This is a genomic window from Paenibacillus sp. cl123 (genome assembly GCF_900101595.1).
GTDB lineage: Bacteria > Bacillota > Bacilli > Paenibacillales > NBRC-103111 > Paenibacillus_G.
The window spans coordinates 252735-276915 of the sequence record NZ_FMYY01000001.1 but is presented as its reverse complement, the minus strand read 5'-3'; the positions used below and the strand labels follow the sequence as shown (position 1 = coordinate 276915).

Below are 24181 nucleotides of genomic sequence, written 5' to 3'. Positions count from 1 at the left end.
ACAACAAGCATAACGCGAGGAGATGAGTGCTATGACGAACGGACAAGCTCCGGCGGCCGACTGGCTTCAATCGGTACGCTGGAACTCGCTGGGGGACCGGCTGGATCTGCTGGATCAACGGCTGCTTCCCGATGAAATCGTATATTTGGAATTGACAACCGCCGAGCAGGTGTGGGATGCCATCAAGCAGCTCGCCGTACGCGGCGCCCCGGCCATCGGCATCGCCGCCGCCTTCGGCGTCTATCTCGGCATCCGCGAGGTGCGGGGCGGACGGGACGAACTGCTGGCGGAAGTGAACCGCCAATGCGACTATCTGGCGACCAGCCGCCCGACGGCGGTCAATCTGTTCTGGGCGCTCGACCGGATGCGGGCGCGGGCTGCGGCGCTGCTGACCGGCGACGGCGCGGCTGAGCCCGCAGCCGCTCAGCGCGCGCTGCTGGATGAAGCGATCGCCATCCAGTCGGAAGATGAGGAAACATGCCGGCTGATCGGCGAGCATGCGCTCTCTCTGTTCCGCGACGGGATGGGCGTATTGACCCATTGCAATGCGGGAGGACTGGCAACGGCCCGTTACGGCACCGCGCTGGCGCCGATGTATCTGGCTCAGGAGAAGGGCATCGCGCTTAAGGTATTCGCGGATGAGACCCGTCCTGTGCTGCAGGGCGCGCGGCTGACGGCCTTTGAATTGCAGCAGGCCGGGGTCGATGTGACGCTGATCTGCGATAATATGGCGGGCGCCGTGATGGCCAAGGGCTGGGTGCAGGCCGTCATCGTCGGCACCGACCGCGTGGCCGCCAACGGCGACGTCGCCAACAAGATCGGCACCTACAGCGTAGCGGTGCTGGCCAAGGCGCACGGCATTCCGTTTTATGTCGCTTGCCCGATGTCCACGATCGATCTGAATACGCCGACAGGTGCCGATATTCCTATCGAGGAGCGGCATGAGGACGAGATCACCCAAGGCTTCGGCAAACGCACCGCGCCGGCTGGCGTGAAGGTATACAACCCGGCCTTCGATGTCACGCCCAATGAATACGTCACCGCGATCATAACGGAGAAGGGCGTCATCCGCGGACCTTACAAGGAAAACCTCAAGAAGCTGTTTAAATAACAGCCTTAGAGCGCGTTTGGCATCATCTGATACTGACAGCTGCAAAAAAGCCGCAGGCACCGCCTGCGGCTTTTTGTCCATGTTCTTCCTGGTACTCAGCTTGCGCTTCTGGGTGTCCTTGTGCTTCTGGGTATCCTTCCGGTTGTTACTTGTGCTTTTAGCTTTTCTTGCGCTTCTGGGTGTCCTTGTGCTTCTGGCTGTTCTTCCGGCTGTTCTTCTGGCTGTTCTTCTGGCTTTACATATTCTTCAGGCGGTGCTTTCAGCCTGCTCCTCATCCAGGAACGAGCCGAGCATCGCGGCCTTCAGCTTCTCTTTCCACGGAGATGCCGCTTCTATACCCGCATAAATCTCCTGCGCCTTCTGCACGCATATGGACTGGACGACCCCCGCATATTCAATGCATCCCGAATGCCGGATCGTATGCACCAGTTCCTCCTTATGCGCCAGCAGCCAGTCTGCGTCAAGACGGCCTTCATAATAATCCTTGAACGGCCGGAAAGCCTCCTCCTCCACCTGAAGCAAATACAGCACGGGCAGCGTACGCTTCCTGCCGAGCAGATCGCTTTTGATATCGAAGCTGATCAGGTCTCTCATATCGTTCTGGATCTGGTGGATAAGACCGGCGCAGTCAGCCAGCTGATGAAGCCGCTCGATCGTGGCGGGCGCGGCATTCAAGGCGGAATGGCCCATAAAGCAGGCGAGCCGGAACAAGGAGCCGGATTTCTCCTGCGTCATGGCGATATAATCATCCGGCGTCGTCAGCGCTCCGCTCACATCCTTCTGCTGGCCGTTCACGGACCGGGTCAGCAGAAGGGCCAGCTCCGTCAGCGCCTCGGGCCTGACCTGCAGCCTTCCCAACTCGCCTATGGCTCCCAGAAGCAAGGCAAGCACCGCATTAAGCGCAACCGCCTGCGGGCACTGCATCCAGGGCTTGCCCCCCTGGTCCTGGTCCTGGAGATCGTCCACGATGTCCAGGGTCAGCACGATCAGCTCCGTTACCGCGGCCAGCCGTTCAATATGAGGCGATGAGCCGCCCAGCATATAGTGCGTGCAGATCGTCATGTCGGACCATGTCCCGTATTCCAGCGCCTTGTCCGCGATGAAAGCTTTCAGAAGCGCGCCGAGCTCCTCCACTGTTATATAGTCGTCCACAATGCGGCACATCTGCCGCCGGATATCCGGGTTCATCCCTACACCTCATCCTGCGTATAATATTTACTCGTAATAAACTTCTCCAGCGCTTCCACCCTGGACTTGACGCCAAGCTTGGCGTATATTTTCCGTAAATAGTTATCGACCGTGCGCTTGCTCATATGAATGCGGGCCGCTATCTGCTCGTGCGTAGCGCCTTTCACCATCAGGTTCATCATGAGTATTTCTTCCTCTTCCAGACGTTCGTCCTCAGGAGCATACCCACTGTTCATCTGCATCCGGTGATAGATCGATAAAGGCAGCATCGTATGCCCGTCCAATATACAGCTGACCATATTCCTAATCGTGTGCTCGCCCGACTCCTTCGAGAGCACGCCGCTGACACGGATCTCGATAAGCTTGTCGAGAATCCCCGTCAGCTCCACTCCGGTAAAAATAACGATATGAATGGCCGGGTACCTGCTTTTGAGCCAGGCGGCCACCTCCGTGCCGGGCTGATCCGGCAAATGATAGTCCAGGAACACCAGATCCGGCTGATACAAGGAAGCCTGCTCCATGCACTGTCTTGCCGTCGGAACGGTCCCGATCACCTTAATATGGCCCATATCCTCCAGCAGCGTCTTGGTTGCATTGGCGACCAGCGGATGATCGTCGACCACCAGAGCTTTAATCATTTCGCTCATTTTTGTTTTCCCCTCTCAGTCGGCACCATGATGACTACCTTTGTTCCCTTTCCTTTTTGCGTGATATATTCGATTTCCCCGCCCATTTGCAAAACTCTGGTCCTCATCTGCTCCAGCCCGAGACCGGAGGCTCCGATCTGCAGACGGACCTCCTCCTGCTCGTCAAAGCCCACTCCGTCATCCTCGTAAACCAGCCGCAGCCGCCCGTCGGCTTCCGTGATATGGAAGCTCACCTTCGTTGCCTGAGAATGCTTCTTCGCGTTATTGAGCAGCTCCTGCACAATCCGGAACAGATGACGCTCGGTCGCCATGCCGTTCTCCTCGATAACCGGCACAGGCTCTACCTTGAACTCCAGCTCGAACGGAGTCGTATAGGCTTCCTTCTCCAAGTACATGTTCAACGTCTTAATCAGCCCTACTTCTTTGAGCAAATAAGGATTCAGCTCGAAGCAGCTCTGCCGCAGACTTTCATTGATCATCTCGACATAATTGATCATCCCGCGCAAAGGCTCCTGCTCCTCCTTGTGCATAGCGGCGCTGTCGGCCAGCCCGGTCAGCCTTCGTTTAAGAAAAAACAGATCCTGCAGCGTCGTATCGTGAAGCTCCGTAGCGATGCGCACCCTCTCTTCCTCCTGCAGATCGAACATGACCTTGCGGAACCACTGGATATCCCGGGCCGAATTTTCCTGCGGCAGCTGTGAGGCCATCTCCTGCAAACGGAACGTCAGCTTGCGGATCAGGTGAACGTTCTCCAGACTGACCTCGAGATAGGACGTAATGAGGTGCAGCCATTGCAGCTCTTCTTTGGCCAGCATCGTATTCGTCTTCTTGCGCGTAATGATCAGATAGCTTGTATAAGCTTCATGACGGTTCATCTCGATGCAAGTAAGATACCGGTTTTGAAGCAGCGAGGACGACTGGATGAGCTGCCGAATCTCGGCCGGATCTATCTTGCCTTCATGGACGATCTCCATATCGTTCTCGTAACAGAACACGATAGCGCTGCCGGAAACCTGCAAGGTAGCGACGATATCGACCAGGATCAGCTCCCGCAGCTCCCGCAAATTCGAAATATTGCCCAGATTTCTTGAAATCTTCTTCAGCGCCGCCTGAAGCATAAACTTTCTCGGAAACAGATAAGGCTCCAACCGGGTCGTCCAATGCTCGGCCGCATACAGCACCAGCGACACCATGATCATCAAGCCCACGAACAGGAAAATAATCTGACTGTAGTCGCTATTCCGATGGAACATGAAGACGTAGACGCTTGTAAACACGACGACCGGCACAACGGCGAGCAAGCAGGTGAATAGAAACCGCCGGAGCACAAGACCTATATCATACAGCTGATCCGAAGCAATCAGATAAGCGAATGAGATCGGGAAAAACAGAATGAAGCCGCTCGTGAATCTGGCGTCCATAATCGATTGGCCCGTAAAGATAATGGGCAAAAAGGAGAAGCAGATCACGGGCAGGAACGAAATGAAAAAGGCCGCCCATATGCTTGTGATGATGGAGATCACGTGACCCGCTTCCTTTTTCTTGCGCACATACAGCCTGGAGAGCACAACCATAATGCAAGCAAACCCTATGACGAAGAAAATCAGCGAGATGGTAGGACTGTACTGGTACACCGTGAAGGACATGGGTGGATAAAAATACAGCAGCCGGACTACAAGGCCCGCTCCCACAAATGCATACAGGTAGCTCAGCATGCGGCTGGGCAGCGTCAATCCGCTTTTCTCCTCGAAAAAAACAACGAGAAAATGATAAAAGACGACAGGAAGCACCATCATAAAGCCCGTGATCAGCAATTTGCCTACCGCATCGCCTCGAACGGAAGCTCCCAAGCTCATGTATATGGTGGCGATAGTCAGGAAGACGGCCGCCAGCATGACGGAAGATTTGGAACGGCGCACCTTGAACCAGAGCAGCGCCGCCATGATGAGACAGACCAATTCCTGAACGATCGGGATCATATCCCCGATGGTCGTGCTTGGAATGTCGATCGAGATGTCGATCCGCTCGCCTTCTCTTATCACGGTCAGTGAGCGCGCCTGCTCGACCATCTTCCATTTCTGTACGGAAGGAGATTCTTCAGGAGGGAGATGATCCACAAGAACTACGATGTCCCCTACTTTAAGCCCAAGCTGCGCTCTGATGTTTTCCTGCTCAAGTTCCCTGATCACCCACTGCCGGGCTTCCGTCTGCTCCAGGCTTATTCCGATATATGGATAATGAAAAGTGATAAAGGAGCACCAAGCTTGGGCGACTAGGAAAATAGTCATAATCCATATGGGCCAAATATTTTTTTTCAACATTCTCCAAAAATCATATCCTTTCTGTGGGACAATTTGCTATACTAGGACTGAAGTACCATTTTCCCGAGAATGGAGTGTATCTAACATGCTTACCATCAAGCTGCATCCGCAATTGCACAACGTCGTTCACGAACTCAACAGCAAGGGCGCCCCAAGCCAACCCAACCGTGTACCGGCCGACCTGTCTTTGTCGAAAGAAGAGTCCTCCGCTCTGATCGGTACGTTCACCCGCATTCACATCGACGGCAAGAAAGCGTTAACCGATCGCGAAAGCGATTGGGGCTAGACGGAATTCCTAGTATGATTTTACCAGATTAAAAAGAGATTGCATATTTAGCGTTCCGCTAATCGTGCGATCTCTTTTTATTTGCGGCCAAATAGCTGGGGGGTTTTGCTTCGATGCAGCTTCCTGTTTGCATGTTTTGCAACAAGATGAAAAAAAATAGCATGGATTCTGGTCAGATATGCGATGCATCCGGGCGCAGTTAAGCTTATGATAAATAGTATTATATGGAAAATATGGGCTGTTTATTAGTGAGAGGAGTGCCTGCGATGAAGCACGTCAACCGGAATGAAATCAACACCCGAGAGAGAGACGTTGCAGAGTTGGAGGATAAGAAAATCATTGAGCTGATTCTTACCCACCACGCCTATGATCGCTGGAAAACCCGGGTCGCTCAAGATCATCGGAGCGCCGCGGAGATAGCCCGCTTTCTATGGGACAGGCTCAAAGACGGCCGGATCGAGTCCTATTACCGCAACGAAGAAGACGTATTTGTCGTGGACGGCGATCTGCTGATGGTCGTCGAGTTCGTACCAGCCGAGCAGGAGTCGGAGCAATATGGCGCTCCTTTGTATAAATTGATTGCCGTCACTTTCCTCGGCTGCATGTCGCAGTCCATGGAACTGCGAGATTTGAAAACCTACTACTCCTGGCTGCGGCATTCCCGCCGCATGACGCTGATGAAAAGCAGCAGGAAACGAAAATAACTATGGCGAGGGGACTATCATGAGATGGCTTAGCGATCAGGACCTGACCGCCGCCTATACGATATCCGTTAAGTTGCAGCTTGATGGCGAATTCATCGAGCTGCTGCTTCAGGAGCTTCAGTCGCGCAAGCTGTCTGTCAGGCTCGAGGAATCGTCAGGAGCGTCGGCCGCAGAACGATCCTTATATTTGGATGCAGGCGGAGTTTGAGAAAACCTGGCCATCGGGGCTGTTGACAGCTCCATCGTCAAGGACCTGAAGATCTCTGCGCACGGCTCCATACTTTTGGTGCGCGGGAGGAACGGCTGTGCGGTTCCTCCCGCTCTTGAAGTCTTCTTCCCCATCTATCCCCCTTCTTCTAAATCTATGTATTCTTCGATTTCGCCGAGACTAGGATTTCTCCAGGACTTCTAGGACCATTCCGGTCTCTATCCGGGATTTGTTTCCATGAAACCTCTGGTCATCATTAGGACAGATTTCTCTTCGTCTCCTTCCCCATCAAGCTGACATCCAACATCGGACGTTAGGCAGATAGCGCCCCGGGAACAGTAGCGGGACTCGCCACCCCCTCCCTTTAGTCGCTGTTCTCGCAATCTTCCATCCTTACGGAACTCAGCAAAAACGACCGACCGTGCGCTTGCGGCCGCTGATTTCCGCAGCTCCCCCGCTCCGCTTCGCTGCGTTCTCCTTGCTTCTGTAGCCTGTCTTTTCTGAATGCCGCGCAGTTCTTCAAACTCAGACGGCGGTTGCAAGCTGCCAAAAGTTGAGGTATGATTGATATGAAAATAATTTTCTTATACAGACTAAATTTTTTACAAAAAATTTTCAAAACCTTCATAAAGAGGGTGATTCCCTTGTCCAGTATTATCCAAATGATCCGCGAACAGCAGGCGGGCATGAACCGCAAGGAACTGGAGCTGGCGCATTTTCTTCTTGAGCATCCCCATGAAGCGGTGCAGCTCAGCATTACGGAGCTGGCGGAGCGCTCCGGCATCAGTACGGCCACCGTTTCCCGCTTCTGCCGCAGTCTGATGCTCAAGGGCTACAGCGATTTTCGGATGAGATTGGGCGCCGAGCTTGCCGTTACGCCCCCTCAGTCGACCTACCAGGATATTGTTGCAGGCAACTCGCTGCACAGCATCGTCCAGGCCATCGAAGCGAATCATGTGCGTTCGATATCCGACACCACGCGCCAGCTTGATCTGCAGGCCGTGGCGGCAGCCGTGGACGCCCTGCTGGGAGCCAAGCGGATCGATCTGTACGGCGTCGCCACCTCGGGCGTTGTCGCGCTGGACTTCCAGCAGAAGCTGGTGCGGATCGGCAAGGTAGCCTATTACTGGCCGGACGCCCACATGCAGATTACCTCGGCTTCCAGCCTGGAGGAAGGGGACGTCGCCTTCGCCATTTCTTACTCGGGCGAGACGGTCGAGACCTATGATGCGCTGCTCTGCGCCAAGGAACGGGGAGCCGTGACGGTTTCCTTGACCAAGTTCGGCTCCAACCGGATCTCGCAGGAAGCCGATATCCGCCTCTTCGCCTCCTCGCTTGAAGAAGGCATGCGGCGCGGAGATATGGCCTCCCGCATCGCCCAACTGCATGTGATGGATATTTTGTTCACTGCGCTTGTCAGCGAGAACTTCGACGAGTATGTGCCTCGTCTGGAGCATTCTTTTCAGCAAGTCCGCAAATACCGCAAAGAAAAAGGGAGATGACAACAAACCCGATGAACATCCTGACTTTTCAAACCCAAGAAGCTCTGAACAAAGCCGGAGCCGGCATCATCACCGCCCTGCTCCAGACGAATCCGAACGCCCGCCTCGGGCTCGCGACCGGCGGAACGCCTGTCGGCATCTACGAGGAACTTGTCCGCGATTGCCAGGCAGGTCTGGTCAGCTTCCAAGGCGCTTCTTCCTTCAACCTCGACGAATATATCGGCTTGGAGCGGAATCATGAAGCCAGCTACTACACCTTTATGCAGAAGCATCTGCTCGGGCAGGTCGATATTTCCCCGGAGCGCTGCCATATTCCTGACGGCATGGCCGAAGATCTGGAGAAGGAATGCCTCCGTTACGAGCGGCTGCTCAAGGACAGCGGCCAGATCGACCTGCAATTGCTCGGGCTCGGCCATAACGGCCACATCGGCTTCAACGAGCCGGACAGCGCTCTTGTGTGCGGGACGCATGTCGTCGAGCTTCGCGAGCAGACCCGTGAAGCCAACGCACGTTTCTTCGACAAGCCGGAGCAGGTGCCTACGCACGCGATCACGATGGGCGTAGGCACGATCCTAAAGGCCAAGCTGATCGTGCTTGTCGTTCGCGGCAAAGATAAGGCCGAAATCGTGAAGCAAGCGCTGCAAGGTCCGATTACGACCGAATGCCCGGCATCGCTGCTCCAAACCCATTCTCACGTCGTAGTACTTCTGGATCAGGAAGCGGGGAGTCTGCTCGTATGACAACAGTAAATTGGGATACTTTAATCGTCAATGCCAAGGTCGCAGCGGAAGAGATCACTTGGGAGCTTGGGTATGCCGCATGGAGCGGCGGGCGAATCGTCTCGCTAGGTCCTATGGAAGAGCTGGATGAGTCGCTGGCCGCGAGCGCCGCAAGCCGCATTGATGCGGCCGGCAGCTGGCTGCTGCCCGGATTCGTCGATGTGCATATCCATGGAGGATACGGCTCCGATGTGATGGATGCCACCAAAGAAGCGCTGGATACGATCACCAAATTCCATAACAGCCGTGGGACCACTACCATCGTGCCGACGACGGTGACTCAATCGCGCGAAGCGATCGAAGCGGTGCTGCGGGCTGTCAGCGATTATGTCCGCGAAGGCTCGCCTTATGCGAGAGTGGCAGGCGTCCATCTGGAAGGACCGTTCATCAGTCCGAAGTGGCCCGGCGCGCAAAATCCTTCCTTCATCGTCAATCCCCGGCTGGACTGGGTCGACGCCTGGACGGCCGAATATCCGGGGCTGATCAAGCTTGTGACTTTGGCTCCGGAGCGGGAGGGCGCGCCGGCCGTCATCCGCCGGCTGGCGGAGCAGGGCATCGCGGTAGCCGCCGGTCATACGGACGCCACCTACGATCAGATCTTGGAGGCGGTCTCCTACGGACTCGGACATGCCGTCCATACGTTCAATGCGATGACTGGGCTGCATCACCGCAATCCGGGCGTCGTCGGGGCTGTACTGACCGAGGACAGCATCCATGCCGAGATCATCGCCGACGGCCATCACGTCCACCCGGCCGGCATCAAGCTGCTCACCCTGGCTAAACGCAGCGACAACCTGCTGCTGATCACCGACGCCATCTCCGCTGCCGGCCTCGGCAACGGCGAATACGATCTTGGCGGTCTTCCTGTCATTGTCGAGGAAGGCGTCGCCCGCCTCAAGGAAGGCAACAGCCTGGCCGGCAGCACCTTGACGATGATCGATGCTCTTCGCTTCATGGTTGAGCGGATCGGCTTGTCGGTCGAGGAAGCCAGCCGCTTGGGCAGCCGCAACCCCGCCAAGGCCATCGGGCTGTTCCAGGAGACCGGTTCCCTTGCAGCCGGCAAGCTGGCCGACGCACTGCTCGTCAGTACCGACCTGCAGATCGAGCAGGTATGGGTCGGAGGAGCAGCCAAGCTGTAGCGGAAAAACCGCATAAACGACCACGACAGACAGTCGAGCGCATGCCGTTTGTTCGAAAAACCGCATAAACGACCACGACTCCCTGTCAAAAAGCATACGATTTGCCTGCAACATTCGTTTGCCGCTCAGCCCTCCCGTGAACGGCAGATCTAAAAGCTCAGCCGGCGAATAACGCGTGATTTGCAGCCGATCGTGGGTTCAAAACTCGCTGTTTCAACTTTCTATCGGCTCTCGGCCTTTTATTCACCGGACTTCCAAGCCGCAACTCCAATCCTGTCTGTCCGTTCAACGAGGCCGCCTACCGCTGCATAGCGGACAGCCTCTGTACGCAGCAAGCCCTGCCCGGAACCCGGGCAGGGCTTGCTGCGCTTCGCCGGCTCGCCCAGGCGTCTGCCGCACACAAATAACCGGCTCGCGCCCGAAGGCTGCGGCCGGATTATATTCACGAGGAAGGAAGCGCTGGCTCAATTTTTCAGAAACTGCTGAGTCACCAAGAAATAGCGCAGTTTGTTCAAGTCGGATGGCGAGATTGCATGGATTTCAGCGCCGTAGCGGATGGTACTTTCCTGGATATGCGCATAGCGGACGATAAGCTTCGGATGAATCGTTTCGTCGTCACAGATGATCATCGTATCGTAGACATGGTTCATTTTCACCGTGAAGTCGTTGACCTCGAAACCAAATCCAAGCCGGCTGACCGAGCTGTAGCGAACCGGCAGTATTTTGAAATCATCGTTGATCGTGCCGAACATATTGATTTTATAGCTTTCAAACGTTTTGTCCTCGTCCCGGTACATATCGTAGTGCTGCTCGCTTTGCGCTTCGATCTTGAATACTTCCGAATCGGCCGGCACCAGAATCAGCTTTGTTTTGGATACCCGGAGCACCCTCATCTGCACACGCTTCTGGTAATTGAAGCAGATCACCGACTCGCCGTTCTCAAAGTCGGAAGATTCGTTGAACGAGACCTCCATGAGGTCAGAGCCTTCATAGGAAACTTGCCCGCGATATACCTTTCCTTTATGGAGAAGCTGCATGTCTTTCATCTCCATCACCTCCATCAACTTGTTAACTTCACTATAGCTAGCAATCTTTCAGAAAGTTTCAGTTAATTATTAGGAGATTATTAGTGTGTGCCACTTTCATGTGCCGCTTTGCCTATTATTTACCCTATATTGACAAATTTATGCTGATTGCTCATCATTTGCTTCTTTAAAACCGCCGGTTTGGAGCGCAGCGCAAATATCCCGCCCTGCAGACCGGCGGGCGGGATAACGTGGGATTGCTGTGATTTTATTTTTGAAGAAAGGTGACCAGCACCCGCTCGACGTGGAATAAATGGCGGCGCATCTGCTCGCGGGCCTCCTCGGCCTTGCCGTCGCGAATCGCCTCGTATACGGCCTGATGCTCCTTCCAGAGCTGCTCGGATACCGCACGGCTGCCGTACATCTGCAGACGGCGGGTTTCCCGGATCGCCAGCTGCATAGGAGAAGAGATCGAATCGATCATCCGCGCGAGAATATCATTATGCGTCGCTTGGGCGAGCGTCAGGTGGAACTCGATGTCGGACCGCTCTCCCTCCTCCTCATCGCCCAGATGGCGCTCCATCCGCTCCAGAACGGCTTCGAACCGGCGCAGGTCTTCCTCATTCCGCTTCTCGGCCGCCAAGCCAGCATTGGCAATCTCGAGCGCCTGCCGCGCTTCGAGCAGATCAAGTATCGTCTCGCGGCTCATCAGCAGCGAATTCCACTCGGGCAGATCGACATCGACGGAATCGATCGTGCGCACATAACTTCCCTCGCCCTGATGAATTTCCACGAGCCCCATCGCCTTCAGGGCACTGAGCGCCTCTCTCACCGTGGAGCGCCCAACCTGGAACCGTTCGGACAATTCCTTGGTCGACGGCAGCTTATCCCCCGGCTTCAGCTGTCCCCCCGTGATCTGGTCCTTGATCTGATCGGCAATCACCTCATAAATTTTACGCGTCGTAATCTTCTGAATGTCCATCCAAGCGCTCCTGTCGTCAGGACCGTTCCGGACCGGTCAGATGGCGCGTCCGCGCTCCCTGCCGCTTCCCGGCTCAGCCTTCGTTATTCTTATTCTCCGAGAATTTGCGAACCTGGACGTCAAGCCAGTCCAGCACATCCTGCATGACTTCGTCCCGGTTCGTTTCATGCAGCATCTCGTGCCTTCCGCCTTCATAAAGCTTGTATGTAACGCCGGTCATCCCCAGCCTCCGGTACTGGCGCATCAAGGCCAGAAAGGATTTGCCCTGCAGACCGAGCGGGTCCTGATCGCCCGCAAAGGCAAACAAAGGCAGCGTCTTCGGTATCCGCCTCAGATGGGCAGGCTTATGATTGCCCAGCAATCCCTTCAACGTATAGAACCATAACCCGTTGGTCGCAGCCCCGCCGCAGAACGGATCCTCCATGTACTTGTCGACCTCGGCCTCGTCCCGGCTCAACCAGTCTACCGGGGTACGGTTTGGCCGGAAAGGCTTGTTGAAAGCGCCGGTGGACAAGCTGTTCAGCAGCTTGCTTCGTCTGTCCGGGCCCTGCGTCAGCATGAGCAGCCCCGCCAGCAGCCAGCCTGCGGCATGCGCGATGGGCTGAGGTCCCATCGTGCCAGACAGCATAATCCCGTCCGCAAGTCCGGGGTATCGGTACATCGCTTGCATGACCACAAAGGAGCCCATGCTGTGACCCAATAGAAAGACGGGCAGCTCGGGGTATGCGGAGCGGATGCGTCCGATCAGTATCGCGACGGCTTCCGTCATCCGGTCAAAGCCGTTAGTCCCGATCACCGTGACCTGCTCAGGCGTGCCGGCCGTTCTCCCGTGACCGCGATGGTCATGGGCATAGACCGCGTATCCGGCCGCTGTCAGCTTCGCGGCCAACTCGGCGTAACGGGCTGCGGTTTCAGCCAGCCCATGCGAGATTTGAACGACGGCCTTGACCGGAACGCCGGCGTCCGGGAGCCAACGGTATACATATATGCGAATTCCATCCGGATCTTCGAACGTAAAATGATCATTGCGCATGGAAAGCCCCCTACCCTATAAATCGGATGACCTTATTATACCAGAAAATGCCTCAGGCCGTACCAGGCCGGGAGCAGCCCAGGTACCTTGCCCTCCTGCAGGCTTGTCCCGCCGTTCCATGAAAATCAGGCCGCCTGCGGCCTTCGGCTGACAGCGCCGCAGCGGCCCGGTCTGTTGTCAGTTCCCGGCCTGATCGAACTAAAGCATCAGGGCGACCGCATCGATCCCGCGCATGCCAGGAACAATGCCAAGCTCCCGGGCTTTATGCGTGACGGATTCGAGCGGAGCTTCCAGCAGCTCCTCGATCGTGCGCACGCCGGTGGCCCGCGCCGCGATAATCCCCCGGTCCTTCAGCTTTTCGTTGAGCAGTCCCACATCCAGCGCTCCGCACATAATATATCCTTTATCCGTCGTGACAGCCAACAGAGTCGTCTTCGGCAGCTTTACCTCGATGGCAAGCGCCATACCCCCGCTCACTTCGACTGGCTCCATTCGCATCATGATCCAGCACCCCCTTAAGGCTTGGTATGCTTTTACTATATGAGGACGGGATACGGGGGGTGCGCTGGCCCGCACCCAATTCCCGGGATAGGCGTCAGCCGGCCGTCTCCCTGCAATTATGGGACAAAGGCCATCTCCCCTACATGAGTGAGCTGATTCATGGTATAGTAGTACTACCTAACTAGGGAGGTTCCTTATGGATAGCCAGAAAAAACAGCGCAAGAAATTTTTATTCAAAGTCGACATTCTTATCGAAGAAGAGACGAACGGACGGGCGCTGGAAGCCCTTCTGCATGTGCTCAACTCAAATACATTCGAGGATTATCAGATCAGGGAAGGGATCGAGCTGGGGAGACAAATCGAGCAGTCCTTGAAAGAGACGATTTTACAACGGCAGAAAGCGCCGGATTTCCCGCAGGCAGCAGCCAAGGAAGCAAAGCCTCCGGGCGGTAGCGCCAAGGAAGCCGCCGCTCCCCCTGCCGCTGAGCTGGCCGGCGATCAGCATCGTCAGATCTGGGAGGAAATGAAACGGTTTCAAACGGACAATACGTTAATCCGGCTTCATATTATCAAAGCCAAGGGCGTCAAGCTAAGCATGCCCTGCCGAATCATCAACATCGATCCGCCCAGCGGCAACCTGTCCGTTTATCATGTGGACGAAAAGAAGGTATATTTGCTCAAAATCAATGAAATCGACGACTATGAAGTACGCTGAATCAGCTGAATCATCCCGCCTCCAGGCGGGTCTTACGACGGCAGTCGCTTAGCGGCTGCCGTCGCCGCATATTCGGGGTTCTTGAGCAGCTGTTCGGCCTTGCCCGCTTGCAGAGGAGGACTGAAATAATATCCCTGAATTTCGTCGCAGTGATTGCGGCGGAGAAACTCCAGCTGCTCCTCCGTCTCTACGCCTTCGGCGATAACCTTCAAGCTGAGATGGCCGGTCATGGCGATGATGGAGGCGACGATGGCCGCATCGTTGGGGTCGGTCATAATGTCGCGGACAAAGGATTGATCGATCTTCAGCTTGTCGATCGGAAATTTCTTCAGATAGGACAGCGAGCTGTACCCCGTACCGAAATCATCTATGCTGATCTTGACGCCCAGCTCCTTGAGATCATGCATCTGCTCGATCGCGTATTCGACATCCATCGTGCAGCTTTCGGTTATTTCCAGCTCCAGCTGGCTGGGATGCAGTTCCGTCAATGCAAGCACCTCAGCCACCCGCCCAGTCAGGTTATGCTGCAGGAACTGTCTGGTCGATATGTTAACCGCTACCGGAGGCGGAGCGTAGCCCGCATCCTCCCAGGCTTTATTTTGCCGGCACGCCTCGATCAGCACCCACTCGCCGATCGGCACGATAAGGCCGGACTCCTCGGCGAAAGGAATGAATTGGGCGGGCGGCACGAGCCCCCGCTTCGGGTGGGACCAGCGCACGAGCGCCTCGAAGCCGACTATCCGCTCGTTCTTTACGTCCATCTGCGGCTGGTAGTGCAGCAGCAGCTCGCCTTGTGACAACGCGCGGCGCAGCTCCTGCTCCAGCGTGAGCTTCTCCAGCGAGGCCGATTTCATCAGATGGTTGAACAGCTGATAATTATTGCGTCCCTTCTCCTTGGCGCGGGTCAGCGCCATATCGGCGCATTTCATCAGCTCCTCGGCGGTGTTCTCCTCATCCGATACGAGAGCGATGCCGATGCTTGCCGTAATATGAAGCTGGTATTGCCCCAGTGTGAACGGCTCCTCGAGCACCTGGGCGAGCGATTCGGCCATCGCCTGCACCCGGTCCCTCTCACCGCTGACCGTACATCCCGCAAAGAACAGCGCAAACTCATCGCCTTCGGAGCGTGCCAGGAAATCATCCTCCGACATACAGCGAGTAAACCGTTCCGCCACCTGGAGCAGGAGCATATCTCCATAATCATGTCCGAACCCGTCGTTCACCATCTTAAAACGGTCGATATCGATAAAAAATACGGCGAGCCGGATTCCGCGCGCCAGCTCTGCGTTCAGAGCCATATCCAGCTGCTGCAGGAACATCCGCCGGTTGGGGAGCCCCGTCATGTCGTCATAATAGGCCATATGTCTGATCTGCTCTTCCGTACGCCTTGCCGACGATACGTCATTGCTGATGACGACGACCCCTTCGATCTCCGAGTCCCGCTTAATCGGCACGGCCGTAGATTCTACATCTACGCGGTAACCATCTTTATGTATAATCGCCGAACGGAACGAACGGGTCGTTCCCTTGAGCACTTCGGCGAAAATCGCCGAGTTCGACTTCATTCGATCCGGCACCAGGTACTCCAGCACCGACTTCCCTCGCATCTCATGCTCCGCATAACCCGTCATATGCGTCCCTGAAGCATTGATTCGGGTAATCTTATTTTGCATGTCCAGAACAGCTACGGCGCTTGGTATATGCTGATACAGAGCTCCGAGCAGAGAGTGAGGCTCCTCTATTTCCTCTTGCGCCTCGGGACGCGCGCAGTGACGTTCCGCTTCCCGGGCATACGCTGCTTCGCGAACGGCTTTTCTCATACAGATGCTCATCCCGAGCGCAGAGAGCATGACCATCCCGCATACTGCGGCGACCGCAAATGGGGCCAGCAGTACGGATACGGCTGTACTGACGGCGGCCAGGAAGGTAATCGCCCAGCTGCAGCGAAGGAAAAACCGTTCCATACTCCGTTGTCCCGTATCTTTTGTCCTAAACATGGATATCCCCCTTCTAGAAAAGCGCCTTATTACCCATGCTTACCCACTGCCCGGCTACGTGAACAATTCTACGAAACTCGCACATTTTCCTGCTAAACCGGCTGAAAATGATAAATCGTGTCATTATTCACAAAAAAAATCGGCAATTCTGCCGATTGAGACGGATGTCCTATAGAGGGACCTATATTTATTTCTTCCAGGCGGCAGCAGTGAGACTCAGCCAACCGATCAGAAAGGCTACGCCCCCAATCGGGGTGATCGCCCCCAGCATCTTGACGCCCGACAAGCTCAAAGCGTATAAGCTGCCCGAGAATATTACGATGCCGATCAGCATCGACCACCCGGCCACCGTCAAAGCGCGGCGCTGCCCCAGCCCGAGCGAGGCCAGCCCAACTCCGATCAGCCCGAGCGCATGCATCATCTGATACTGCACCCCGGTCTGAAAGTTCGCCAGCAGCTCCGGACTCAGCACCGCTTTGAGCGCATGCGCGCCAAAAGCGCCGAGCGCCACCGATAAAAAACCGAATATACTTCCCCATATGACAAATGTCCGATTCACTTTGTTTCACCTCCATTAGTCTTTCCTTATCATAAATCATCGGTCTCCCCATGCCAAATCCCGATGATCGCAAGAAAAATCCCGCTGCCGCCCGTTCGGGGCAGCTAGCGGGATGGGCACAACGGGTCCCGGGTCTACATCAAGCCGATATCATGTTGTCCGACGATTAAGGTGACCGGCTCCAAAAATGCTTTCAGGGTTGCCGGCTTCTGGATCAGATCGATTTCCACATCTACGATTTTATAGCGCTGATATTTGCCGTCCCGCTTATCGAACACGACTTCAAACTCTTTAAGTCCCAGTTGATAAGACAATACGGAGGAACCAATAGTAAGGGAGGAAATTTCGAATTGACCGTGTTCAAACAACACCTCGGAAATAATCTCGTCATTCATATCCACAATCTTCACGGTCTGACAGATGTTATACTCCACAGATTTGCCTCCTTATAGGTCGGCTGACTCGCTGAGCGCCCAGGGACCTGTTTGACTTTCTTAAACTCTAATACGACATTTCCCGGCAAAATTCCTGCTTGACCCGGCAGCGTCGTTCTTCATCGCGAACAATGGGGCGCAGCCCGCCCGCATGATAGAAGTCCGCCCCAAGAAGCCGCACCCTGCAAGGCTAAGCCACATACAATACATCATCAAGCCGCGGGAGATGAGCACTATGAGCAAAAGCAAGAAGGCCAAAAAAAATGTTCCGGCCAGCTCAATCGACAAAAATAAATATAATATGAAGGTGGTGCTCTCGGATGTGTGCGCCAAGTGCCGCAAATGCGAACGCGGCGTGCGCTATCTGGAGAAAATGTCCGTCCCAGGCGCCGTCGGCAACGGAGTGCCGTGCATACTCACCCGGGGGAAGGCCTACGTCTGACGGAAGAGGAGCCGGCAGCCATGCCTCTCTACCCTCTATTCGGCAGCCGCAGCCGCCGCGGCTGCCGATTCATGCAGCTGGAAGGTCAGCTGAAATGAGGTTTTTCCCGGCGTTGAGTCGCATGAAATATCCCCCTTGTTCTTGCGCATGATCGTTCTGCAGATGGCTAGCCCGAGACCCGTGCTCTCCAGCTTATCCGTCACGAACGGCTCGAACAGCGAATCCATCATATCCTGACGGATGACCGGACCGTTATTCGAAATCTCGATCGTGTAGGCGTCCTTTTCCCTATAGCACCGGACCGACATTTCTTTGGGTCCTCTAACGCCGCATAAGGCATCCAGCCCATTGTTCATCACATTGGCAATGACCTGCTGAACGGCTACCTTCTGGATAAAAAGCACGGCCGGGCTGCATATGCTGACGAACAACTGCACATTTTCACCGACAAATCGCGGCTTCAGCAGCGAAATCACCGAATCGAGCAGTTGTTCCGCCGTCATGGCTACGCACGCTTCCTCCGCTACCCGGTTTTTCGAGAAGCTAAGGAAGCCGGTAATATGCATGTTGATATTCTCGAATTCGGCTTCGACAATCGATAAATATTGCCGCGTCTTATCCTGCTGCTCTTCGGAAAGCCGCTCGGGAAGCTGTTCGCGTATCAGCTTCAGAAACCCGAGGATGGAGGTAAGCGGATTGCGAATCTCATGGGCCATGCTGGCTGCCATTTTACCTATGAGATTCAGCCTGTCGTCATGAAGCTGGGTGATGGCCTCTTTATGAACTTCCAGTTGACTGGTCGTAAGCGATACATATTCCTCAGCGACCAGCACCATGAATTCATCAAGCCGGTCAAGAAGAATCGACAGGCATCCAAGGACACCCTCCGGATTCGCTTGCGGTTCGCGTTCATACAGGCGGAACAACGATACTCGCCAGAACGTACTGCTTCGGAAAATATGATTGAACGGAATGCCGTGTTCAATCAGCTTCTGTGCCCAGGAACTGGCCAGATGGCGAATCGGATGGTCTTGCAGAGGAACCCGGATATCGCATAGGTAGTCAAAAAAAACTGTTGAGCTGCCGGTAAATATCCCTCTTTGGTAAAAAGACGGAAATTCATCCGCCATCATCCGGGCCCATTCCCCGATCATTTCGTTTCGGCGCTGGATCAAAAAGTTGAGCTCCAACTCATAATTCATGCCATGTTCCACCTTGATTGGGATAAAGTGATGGGTTACAAGTTCGACGTATGTTCCCTGGATTCCTTCGAGACTAAAGACCTAAGATCGATTTAACACGGGCCCGGATGAAGGGAGCGGGACAACCCATTTTGAAGAAAATCCCGATGATTTTAACCGTGATTGTGAAGGACTCTAAGATAGACGGAAGCCGCCCGGTCAAGCCGGGCCCCGGGCGACGGGCAAGACGCAAAGACGCCTCCAGGCCCGCTACCGCGGGGTTGGAGGCGTCTTTGCGTGTAACACATGTTACCTGGAGCAGGACATGCTTTGGCGGAGCAGCCGGCCGGGAGGCGAGGGAAACAACAAGACCGGCCCCTGCTGTCCGTTACGCTAGGACCTCAGCCCTTCCTCCCTGGCCGGCCTGACCAGGGGAGTCCGGAAATAATATACGGCTATAAAGGCAAGCAGCGCCGCGCTGATCCATACCGTTATCGAAGCATCGTAGCGGCTTGCCACCCAGCCTCCGATAAGCGGTCCGATCATAACGCCGATGCCCTCGATGCTTGATAGCACTCCCCAGCCCGTCCCTTTCTGATCCGGCGGCACGAAGTAGGACATCAGCGCATTCCAGGCCGGAAGGACAGCGGCATAGGAGCCGCCGAGCAGAGCGGCCATCAGCATCGTCATGTACAGATGATTCGCCGAGAACAGCAGGGCGATCAGACCGACGGCGAGCGCTCCGAAACCGGCCACCAGAAACCATTTATGCCCCCACCTGTCTGACAAACGGCCCAAAGGTATCAAGCATAAGGTAGTCACGGCACCGCCGGCGATAATCACCAGCGAATAGTGGGAATAGGTAAGTCCCAGATGCTGACGGGCCAGCGTAGGCAGGACGGGAACAAGCAGACCGGCTGCAGCCGTTTGCAGGATCATACCGGGCACCAGCGGCTTCATCAGAACCAGCTTCAGCTTCAGCTGGCCCAGCTGCTCCCGCAGCGGCATGGTCTGAATCGGGCGAAGCTGCTCGTTCCATCTGAGCGCGACCAGCCATCCGGCCGCATAGATCGCAGCAAGCACCCAGAAGGTGAGCTGATAGCCGCTGTCGATGACAAAATTAACGGCAACCGGACCAAGACCCAGGCTCGCCAGCCATACCGTATAGATCGTCCCCATCTGCGACCCGCGCTGATCTTCATGAATCGAGCTCAGACAGATGAGCCAGATTGGCGATACGCCAAGCCCCATCAAGGCGGCGCCCGTAATCAGCATCCAGGGCAGATCGCTGAAGAACGCAAGCCATAAGCCGATAAAGGCGACAGCCAGCGAGATATGCAGGATGGCCTTGGGGGGGAAGCGATCCAGCAAGTATCCTGCTACCGCTTTGACAGCCGTATCGGCCACATAATGGACGGAGACGGCCAACCCGACGGCCGCTACAGAGATGCCCAGATAGTCTGCCGCGTAGGCCGGCAGAAACGAAATCACGAAGGCGCTCCGAACGACCTCCGTGAAAAACAGGATCAACGCCAAGCGAATAAAAGATGCTGTGAATATGGTTCCTTCTTTACGTTTCATGCAAACCCCCGTCTGGCCTTCTCAAGCGCTTGAGCCTTTATGTGTCTGTACCTGGGTCCGGCCCTTCAGCATATGGAGCACATCGGACACAATGCGCTCGGCCGCATAGCCGGCCTGCAAGGAACAGGTTTTTTCCTTGACCGTCCGGCGGAGCTCATGATCGCTGGTCAGCGCATCGGCATAACGGATCAGCTCCGTCAGGTTATTTGCGATGAATACGATTCCCTGCTCGGACAAATAGCCGGCATTCTCCTTCTCCTGCCCGGGGAATGGCTTGAACACGACGATCGGCACGTTCACGTGGATCGCTTCGGACAAGGTGATCCCCCCGGCCTTCGTAATGACGCAGGAGGAGCGCTTCATCAGCTCATGGATCTGCTCGACGAAGCCGTACAAGCGCACCCGCGACTCTTGAGCGAAACCGGCCTCCAGTTCCCCCTTCAGCTTCTGGTTTTTCCCGCAGACCACATGAATATGCACGCCGGGAAGATACAGCAGCTGTTCGATCATTTTCTTCAAGTCTCTGAGCACGCCGTAAGCTCCTGCCATCACAAGGACGGCGCGCTCCGCTACGGCATGCTCCTCGGTCTCGGGATCGGCCATATAGAACGTATCGCGAATCGGAATGCCGCTCACGGTAATGATATGCTCCGGTATCCCTCTTTCGATCATTTTCTGGCGCAGATGTTCCGTCGCTACGAAAAATTGGTCGGGTATCGAATACAGCCATCGGTTGTGAAGGGCGAAGTCCGTTACGATAGTGAAGGTCGGGATCGAGATGCCGCGGCGCTTCAACTGCTCCGAGATGCCGCCGAACGGAAAGGTGCTGATGATCATATCCGGCTCTTCCTTCAAAATCACTTTCATAAGCTTCTGAATCCCGAGCACGTTCAGGCATCTGGCCAGCAGGCTGTCCGGCTTCATATCCCGGGTCAAATAATAACTCCAGCCGTAATAATCCAGCCCATAGGCGGACAAGGCGCCGCTGTTCATGTATAGAAAGCGGGTAACCTTATTCAGCAGGGGATGCGCTTCCTCAAACAGATCGATCATGCGGATGCTCCGGAAGCCATACTGCTCAAATTTCTGCTTGAGCACCCGGGACACCTGCAAGTGTCCGTCACCGTAGCTTGCCGTAAGGATCAAGAGGTTGCGGAACTTCTGCATAGCTGACACACCTTTCTACGGCCCGCGCAACGTAACGGTTCATAAGTTCTTTTCTGGATATCGCGATGATCTTCGGCACCAGGAGCTCGGACTTTTCCTTCATCCGGTCCTTGCCTCTGGGATGAACCACATAGAGCAGAAAACGCAGATAAAGCCGGGTCATATGGGAAAAAATTCCCTTGGGCAGATCCAGCACGGTAAAGCCAAGCTTTTTGGTCCCCCGGTGAATAATGCTGATGCCGTAAAGCCCCTTGACGTTCTTGTACGCCGGGTCCGTCTGGAGCAGACTGATAATCTGCGGCATCAGCAGCTCGGTGCGGCGCACCAGTTGAATAGCCAGATGAACGGAGCTGCTGGAGGTCGCGCCGAGCTGATAGAGCAAATGATTGTCCAGATGCAGCTCGGCTATCTGATCCCCCTGCTGAATCTGCTCGCCGTCCGTCAGCAGCAGCGTCTGCTTGCCGCGGTACTCCGTCACCCGCAGCTGCAGCAAGGTATTGGCCGAATCGACCGGCTTGACGTGCATGAGCTTGACGAATCCGCGTTCCCAATACATCCAGGCCGCGACGAGCAGCCGTTTGGAGAAACCGACGACGGAAGGCCCGGCCGCCAGTTCATCCACCCTCAGATAGCGGTAGCCCTGACGTCCAAGCTCGCCGATGACTTCCTCCAGCGCCTCCAGCATAAACCCCGGCGCGTCCTGATCTGCCCCAAGCGTATCGCCGCTGTCATGCAGCAGAACGATAGAACCGTCCCGAATCCGGTTCAGCAGAACGGACTTCATGCGCTTGGTTCCGACCTTGCTGCGCCAATCCTGAACCATGACCGACCACAGCACGATCGTATACTTGCTGCGCAAGAGGTAATCGAACAGATTGATAATCCCCCACGGAGGACGGTAGTACACGGGCCGCACTCCGGTAATGGACTCGATAATATCGGCGGAACGCTCGACCTGGCGCCGCTGCACCGTCCAGGGCAGCATCAGCCAATTGGACGTATGCGTGTAGTTATGCACCCCGATCAGATGCCCTTCCCGATGCATGCGAAGAATAAGCTCCGGGTGCTCCTGGGCCTTGGAGCCAAGTACGAAAAAGGTTCCCTTAATTCCGTGCCTGCCCAGCAGCTCCAGCAATTGCGGCGTGTACACCGGGTCCGGGCCGTCATCGAACGTAAACGCTACCTCCTTCTCTCCTTTTCCATGCCGCAGCACCCCGATTCCGAATACTCGCGTCATAATCCATGGCAGCACCATATACAAGGCAAGCACACACATAAAAGCAAATGCAAGTTTCTTCTCCATCAACTTACCTCCTGAGAACAGCCTATCCCGTTGCACAGGAATATACGGCGGCTTCAAGCATTGGCGTACACAGCTTGTCGGCTTTCCTGCCAAACCGGGCCCTGATGATCCCGGGCGGCGCCCAGAATCGAATGCAGAGCTTGAATTGCTCCTTCCTTCATGGTACCCAGCTTTGCTCTATTTTTCAATCTCGATAACGATGTTTTATCGGTGATAAGCTCAAATAATTTTTTTTGCAGCTGCTCGGCATTCTTCGCCTCGATCGCCGCGCCGAGTTCTACGAGGTAGGAGGCGTTGGCCTGCTCCTGGCCGGGAATCGGTTTGTACAGCAGCATCGGCAGCTCCATGGCAAGCGCTTCCGAGACGGTCAGCCCTCCCGGTTTCGTAAGGATCAGATCGGAGACAGCCATCAGCTCATGAATATGATCGACGAAACCGACTACGGTCACATGCCTCCGCATGTCCGCGAATTCTTCCTCAAGCTGCTGGCGAAGCTTCTCATTGCGCCCGCAAACCAGTATATACCGGGCGGGTGCCGCGGCATGCTGCGTCCTGATCATCGCGACCAGCTCCTTGCCGATCAGTCCGTGACCGCCGCCCATCACGAGCACGGTCGGCAGCCCGTCCTCCAGACCGTACCGCCGCCGCAATTGCTCGCGGTCCTGAGCCCGGGAGAAGGACAAGCGGATCGGAATTCCCGTCACCTGGACCGAGCTGGACGGCACCCCGTAGCGCAGCAGCGCGCTGCGCACCTGCTCGGAGCCGACCAGATAACGATCCGTGCAGGGATGAATCCAATAGCTGTGATCCGTATAATCGGTCATGACCGTCACTGTAGGAATGCGGGTCATATCATGCGCCTTCAGCATGGACATGGCGGCGGCAGCCGAAGGGAAAGTGCTTACGACAACAGTCGGCCGCACGTCTTCCAGCAGCTTGAGCATACGGGAGATGCTGAACGATTTGATGCGCTTGAACAGGTTGGACATCGTGTTCGGGTTGCGGGTCTTGTCATACAAATATCCGTACATGCTCGGCAAGCTTTTGACCCACTGCATGTAGCAGAACTTGCCTACGCCGTGCAGGTACGGATGCGTCCATTCCAGGAAGTCTACCGTTACGACCTCCACATCCGGCCGAATCATGCGCGATGCTTCAAGTATGGCTTTGGCCGCCTGATTATGCCCGTCTCCCAGGGAGCCGGTGAGCAGCAATATCTTGGGTTTATTTATACGATCCATCGGAAGCCCCTCTTTCAGTTCTACGCTTTGCTCGGCCGGTGCGGTGATGCTCTCTATATAAATTACCGCTTTATACGCCAAGAAAGTACGGACCCGCGAACTGTTTTGGACCTGGACCTAAGTCGAGTTCAATTT

Annotated in this window: 24 protein-coding genes; 9 read left to right on the top strand and 15 right to left on the bottom strand. The window is 55.5% G+C overall.

From position 1 onward, the window contains the following. Positions 1-22: 22 nt before the first annotated feature. A complete protein-coding gene (gene mtnA / locus BLR08_RS01215) occupies positions 23-1111 on the top strand; it encodes an S-methyl-5-thioribose-1-phosphate isomerase (protein ID WP_072330184.1) in 1089 nt (362 codons plus the stop codon). A 246-nt stretch (positions 1112-1357) separates the two neighbouring features. On the opposite strand, the gene BLR08_RS01210 is transcribed toward mtnA, so the two are convergent. From BLR08_RS01210 to BLR08_RS01200, 3 genes are read right to left on the bottom strand one after another with little or no spacing between them, the layout of a single operon-like run. Further along, positions 1358-2299: a polyprenyl synthetase family protein gene (locus BLR08_RS01210; protein WP_072330182.1), complete on the bottom strand. Its 942-nt coding sequence runs from the start codon at positions 2297-2299 to the stop codon at positions 1358-1360. A gap of 2 nt (positions 2300-2301) precedes the next feature. Then, entirely contained in the window at positions 2302-2946 is a 645-nt protein-coding gene (locus BLR08_RS01205; RefSeq protein ID WP_072330181.1) for a response regulator transcription factor, read from the bottom strand. Further along, positions 2943-5135: a sensor histidine kinase gene (locus BLR08_RS01200; RefSeq protein ID WP_176835384.1), complete on the bottom strand. Its 2193-nt coding sequence runs from the start codon at positions 5133-5135 to the stop codon at positions 2943-2945. The genes BLR08_RS01205 and BLR08_RS01200 overlap by 4 nt, the downstream gene beginning before the upstream one ends. A gap of 217 nt (positions 5136-5352) precedes the next feature. Between BLR08_RS01200 and BLR08_RS01195 the strand changes: the two genes are divergently transcribed. The 6 genes from BLR08_RS01195 (at position 5353) to nagA (ending at position 9885) form a co-directional block, all read left to right on the top strand. Continuing rightward, positions 5353-5553 carry a hypothetical protein gene (locus BLR08_RS01195; RefSeq protein ID WP_072330178.1) on the top strand — a complete coding sequence of 67 codons (201 nt, stop codon included), beginning with the start codon at positions 5353-5355 and terminating at the stop codon, positions 5551-5553. Positions 5554-5819: 266 nt separating this feature from the next. Further along, positions 5820-6257: a hypothetical protein gene (locus BLR08_RS01190; protein ID WP_072330177.1), complete on the top strand. Its 438-nt coding sequence runs from the start codon at positions 5820-5822 to the stop codon at positions 6255-6257. Positions 6258-6276: 19 nt separating this feature from the next. Continuing rightward, the gene (sda, locus tag BLR08_RS01185; protein WP_072330175.1) at positions 6277-6465 is read left to right on the top strand and encodes a sporulation histidine kinase inhibitor Sda; all 189 of its coding nucleotides are present in this window, start codon (positions 6277-6279) and stop codon (positions 6463-6465) included. A 644-nt stretch (positions 6466-7109) separates the two neighbouring features. Further along, positions 7110-7967, top strand: a complete 858-nt coding sequence (locus BLR08_RS01175) for a MurR/RpiR family transcriptional regulator (RefSeq protein WP_072330173.1) — start codon at positions 7110-7112, stop codon at positions 7965-7967. 11 nt (positions 7968-7978) lie between these two features. Next, positions 7979-8707, top strand: coding sequence for a glucosamine-6-phosphate deaminase (gene nagB / locus BLR08_RS01170; RefSeq protein ID WP_072330171.1), 729 nt, complete (start codon positions 7979-7981; stop codon positions 8705-8707). Beyond that, positions 8704-9885, top strand: a complete 1182-nt coding sequence (nagA, locus tag BLR08_RS01165) for an N-acetylglucosamine-6-phosphate deacetylase (RefSeq protein WP_072330169.1) — start codon at positions 8704-8706, stop codon at positions 9883-9885. Before nagB ends, nagA begins: the two co-directional genes overlap by 4 nt. A 464-nt stretch (positions 9886-10349) precedes the next feature. Here nagA and BLR08_RS01160 read toward each other — a convergent pair whose 3' ends face one another. The 4 genes from BLR08_RS01160 to BLR08_RS01145 all read right to left on the bottom strand — a co-directional run bounded on the left by BLR08_RS01160 (position 10350) and on the right by BLR08_RS01145 (position 13426). Next, entirely contained in the window at positions 10350-10931 is a 582-nt protein-coding gene (locus BLR08_RS01160) for a hypothetical protein (RefSeq protein ID WP_072330167.1), read from the bottom strand. 247 nt (positions 10932-11178) lie between these two features. Then, positions 11179-11892 carry a FadR/GntR family transcriptional regulator gene (locus BLR08_RS01155; protein WP_072330165.1) on the bottom strand — a complete coding sequence of 238 codons (714 nt, stop codon included), beginning with the start codon at positions 11890-11892 and terminating at the stop codon, positions 11179-11181. 73 nt (positions 11893-11965) lie between these two features. Then, positions 11966-12925: an alpha/beta hydrolase gene (locus tag BLR08_RS01150; protein ID WP_072330163.1), complete on the bottom strand. Its 960-nt coding sequence runs from the start codon at positions 12923-12925 to the stop codon at positions 11966-11968. 198 nt (positions 12926-13123) lie between these two features. Beyond that, positions 13124-13426 carry a YunC family protein gene (locus BLR08_RS01145; protein WP_072330161.1) on the bottom strand — a complete coding sequence of 101 codons (303 nt, stop codon included), beginning with the start codon at positions 13424-13426 and terminating at the stop codon, positions 13124-13126. Between the two features lie 196 nt (positions 13427-13622). Between BLR08_RS01145 and BLR08_RS01140 the strand changes: the two genes are divergently transcribed. Then, positions 13623-14141 carry a hypothetical protein gene (locus BLR08_RS01140; RefSeq protein WP_072330159.1) on the top strand — a complete coding sequence of 173 codons (519 nt, stop codon included), beginning with the start codon at positions 13623-13625 and terminating at the stop codon, positions 14139-14141. Between the two features lie 32 nt (positions 14142-14173). On the opposite strand, the gene BLR08_RS01135 is transcribed toward BLR08_RS01140, so the two are convergent. The 3 genes from BLR08_RS01135 to BLR08_RS01125 form a co-directional block, all read right to left on the bottom strand. Next, positions 14174-16138, bottom strand: a complete 1965-nt coding sequence (locus tag BLR08_RS01135; RefSeq protein ID WP_256257586.1) for a putative bifunctional diguanylate cyclase/phosphodiesterase — start codon at positions 16136-16138, stop codon at positions 14174-14176. A gap of 187 nt (positions 16139-16325) precedes the next feature. Beyond that, entirely contained in the window at positions 16326-16697 is a 372-nt protein-coding gene (locus tag BLR08_RS01130) for a DUF423 domain-containing protein (protein WP_072330157.1), read from the bottom strand. 134 nt (positions 16698-16831) lie between these two features. Beyond that, on the bottom strand, positions 16832-17131 hold the full coding sequence (locus BLR08_RS01125; RefSeq protein WP_072330155.1) for a hypothetical protein: 300 nt from the start codon (positions 17129-17131) through the stop codon (positions 16832-16834). A 235-nt stretch (positions 17132-17366) separates the two neighbouring features. Between BLR08_RS01125 and BLR08_RS01120 the strand changes: the two genes are divergently transcribed. Beyond that, complete coding sequence (locus BLR08_RS01120; RefSeq protein WP_176835383.1) at positions 17367-17573, top strand: hypothetical protein; 207 nt, start codon at positions 17367-17369, stop codon at positions 17571-17573. A gap of 35 nt (positions 17574-17608) precedes the next feature. Here BLR08_RS01120 and BLR08_RS01115 read toward each other — a convergent pair whose 3' ends face one another. From BLR08_RS01115 to BLR08_RS01095, 5 genes are all read right to left on the bottom strand, one after another. Then, entirely contained in the window at positions 17609-18775 is a 1167-nt protein-coding gene (locus BLR08_RS01115) for a sensor histidine kinase (RefSeq protein WP_072330153.1), read from the bottom strand. Positions 18776-19147: 372 nt separating this feature from the next. Further along, on the bottom strand, positions 19148-20335 hold the full coding sequence (locus BLR08_RS01110) for an MFS transporter (RefSeq protein ID WP_072330151.1): 1188 nt from the start codon (positions 20333-20335) through the stop codon (positions 19148-19150). A 21-nt stretch (positions 20336-20356) separates the two neighbouring features. Continuing rightward, positions 20357-21502, bottom strand: a complete 1146-nt coding sequence (locus BLR08_RS01105) for an MGDG synthase family glycosyltransferase (protein ID WP_072330351.1) — start codon at positions 21500-21502, stop codon at positions 20357-20359. Then, complete coding sequence (locus tag BLR08_RS01100) at positions 21456-22805, bottom strand: polysaccharide deacetylase family protein (protein ID WP_072330149.1); 1350 nt, start codon at positions 22803-22805, stop codon at positions 21456-21458. The genes BLR08_RS01105 and BLR08_RS01100 overlap by 47 nt, the downstream gene beginning before the upstream one ends. Positions 22806-22858: 53 nt before the next feature. After that, complete coding sequence (locus tag BLR08_RS01095; protein ID WP_072330147.1) at positions 22859-24046, bottom strand: MGDG synthase family glycosyltransferase; 1188 nt, start codon at positions 24044-24046, stop codon at positions 22859-22861. Between the last annotated feature and the right edge of the window lie 135 nt (positions 24047-24181).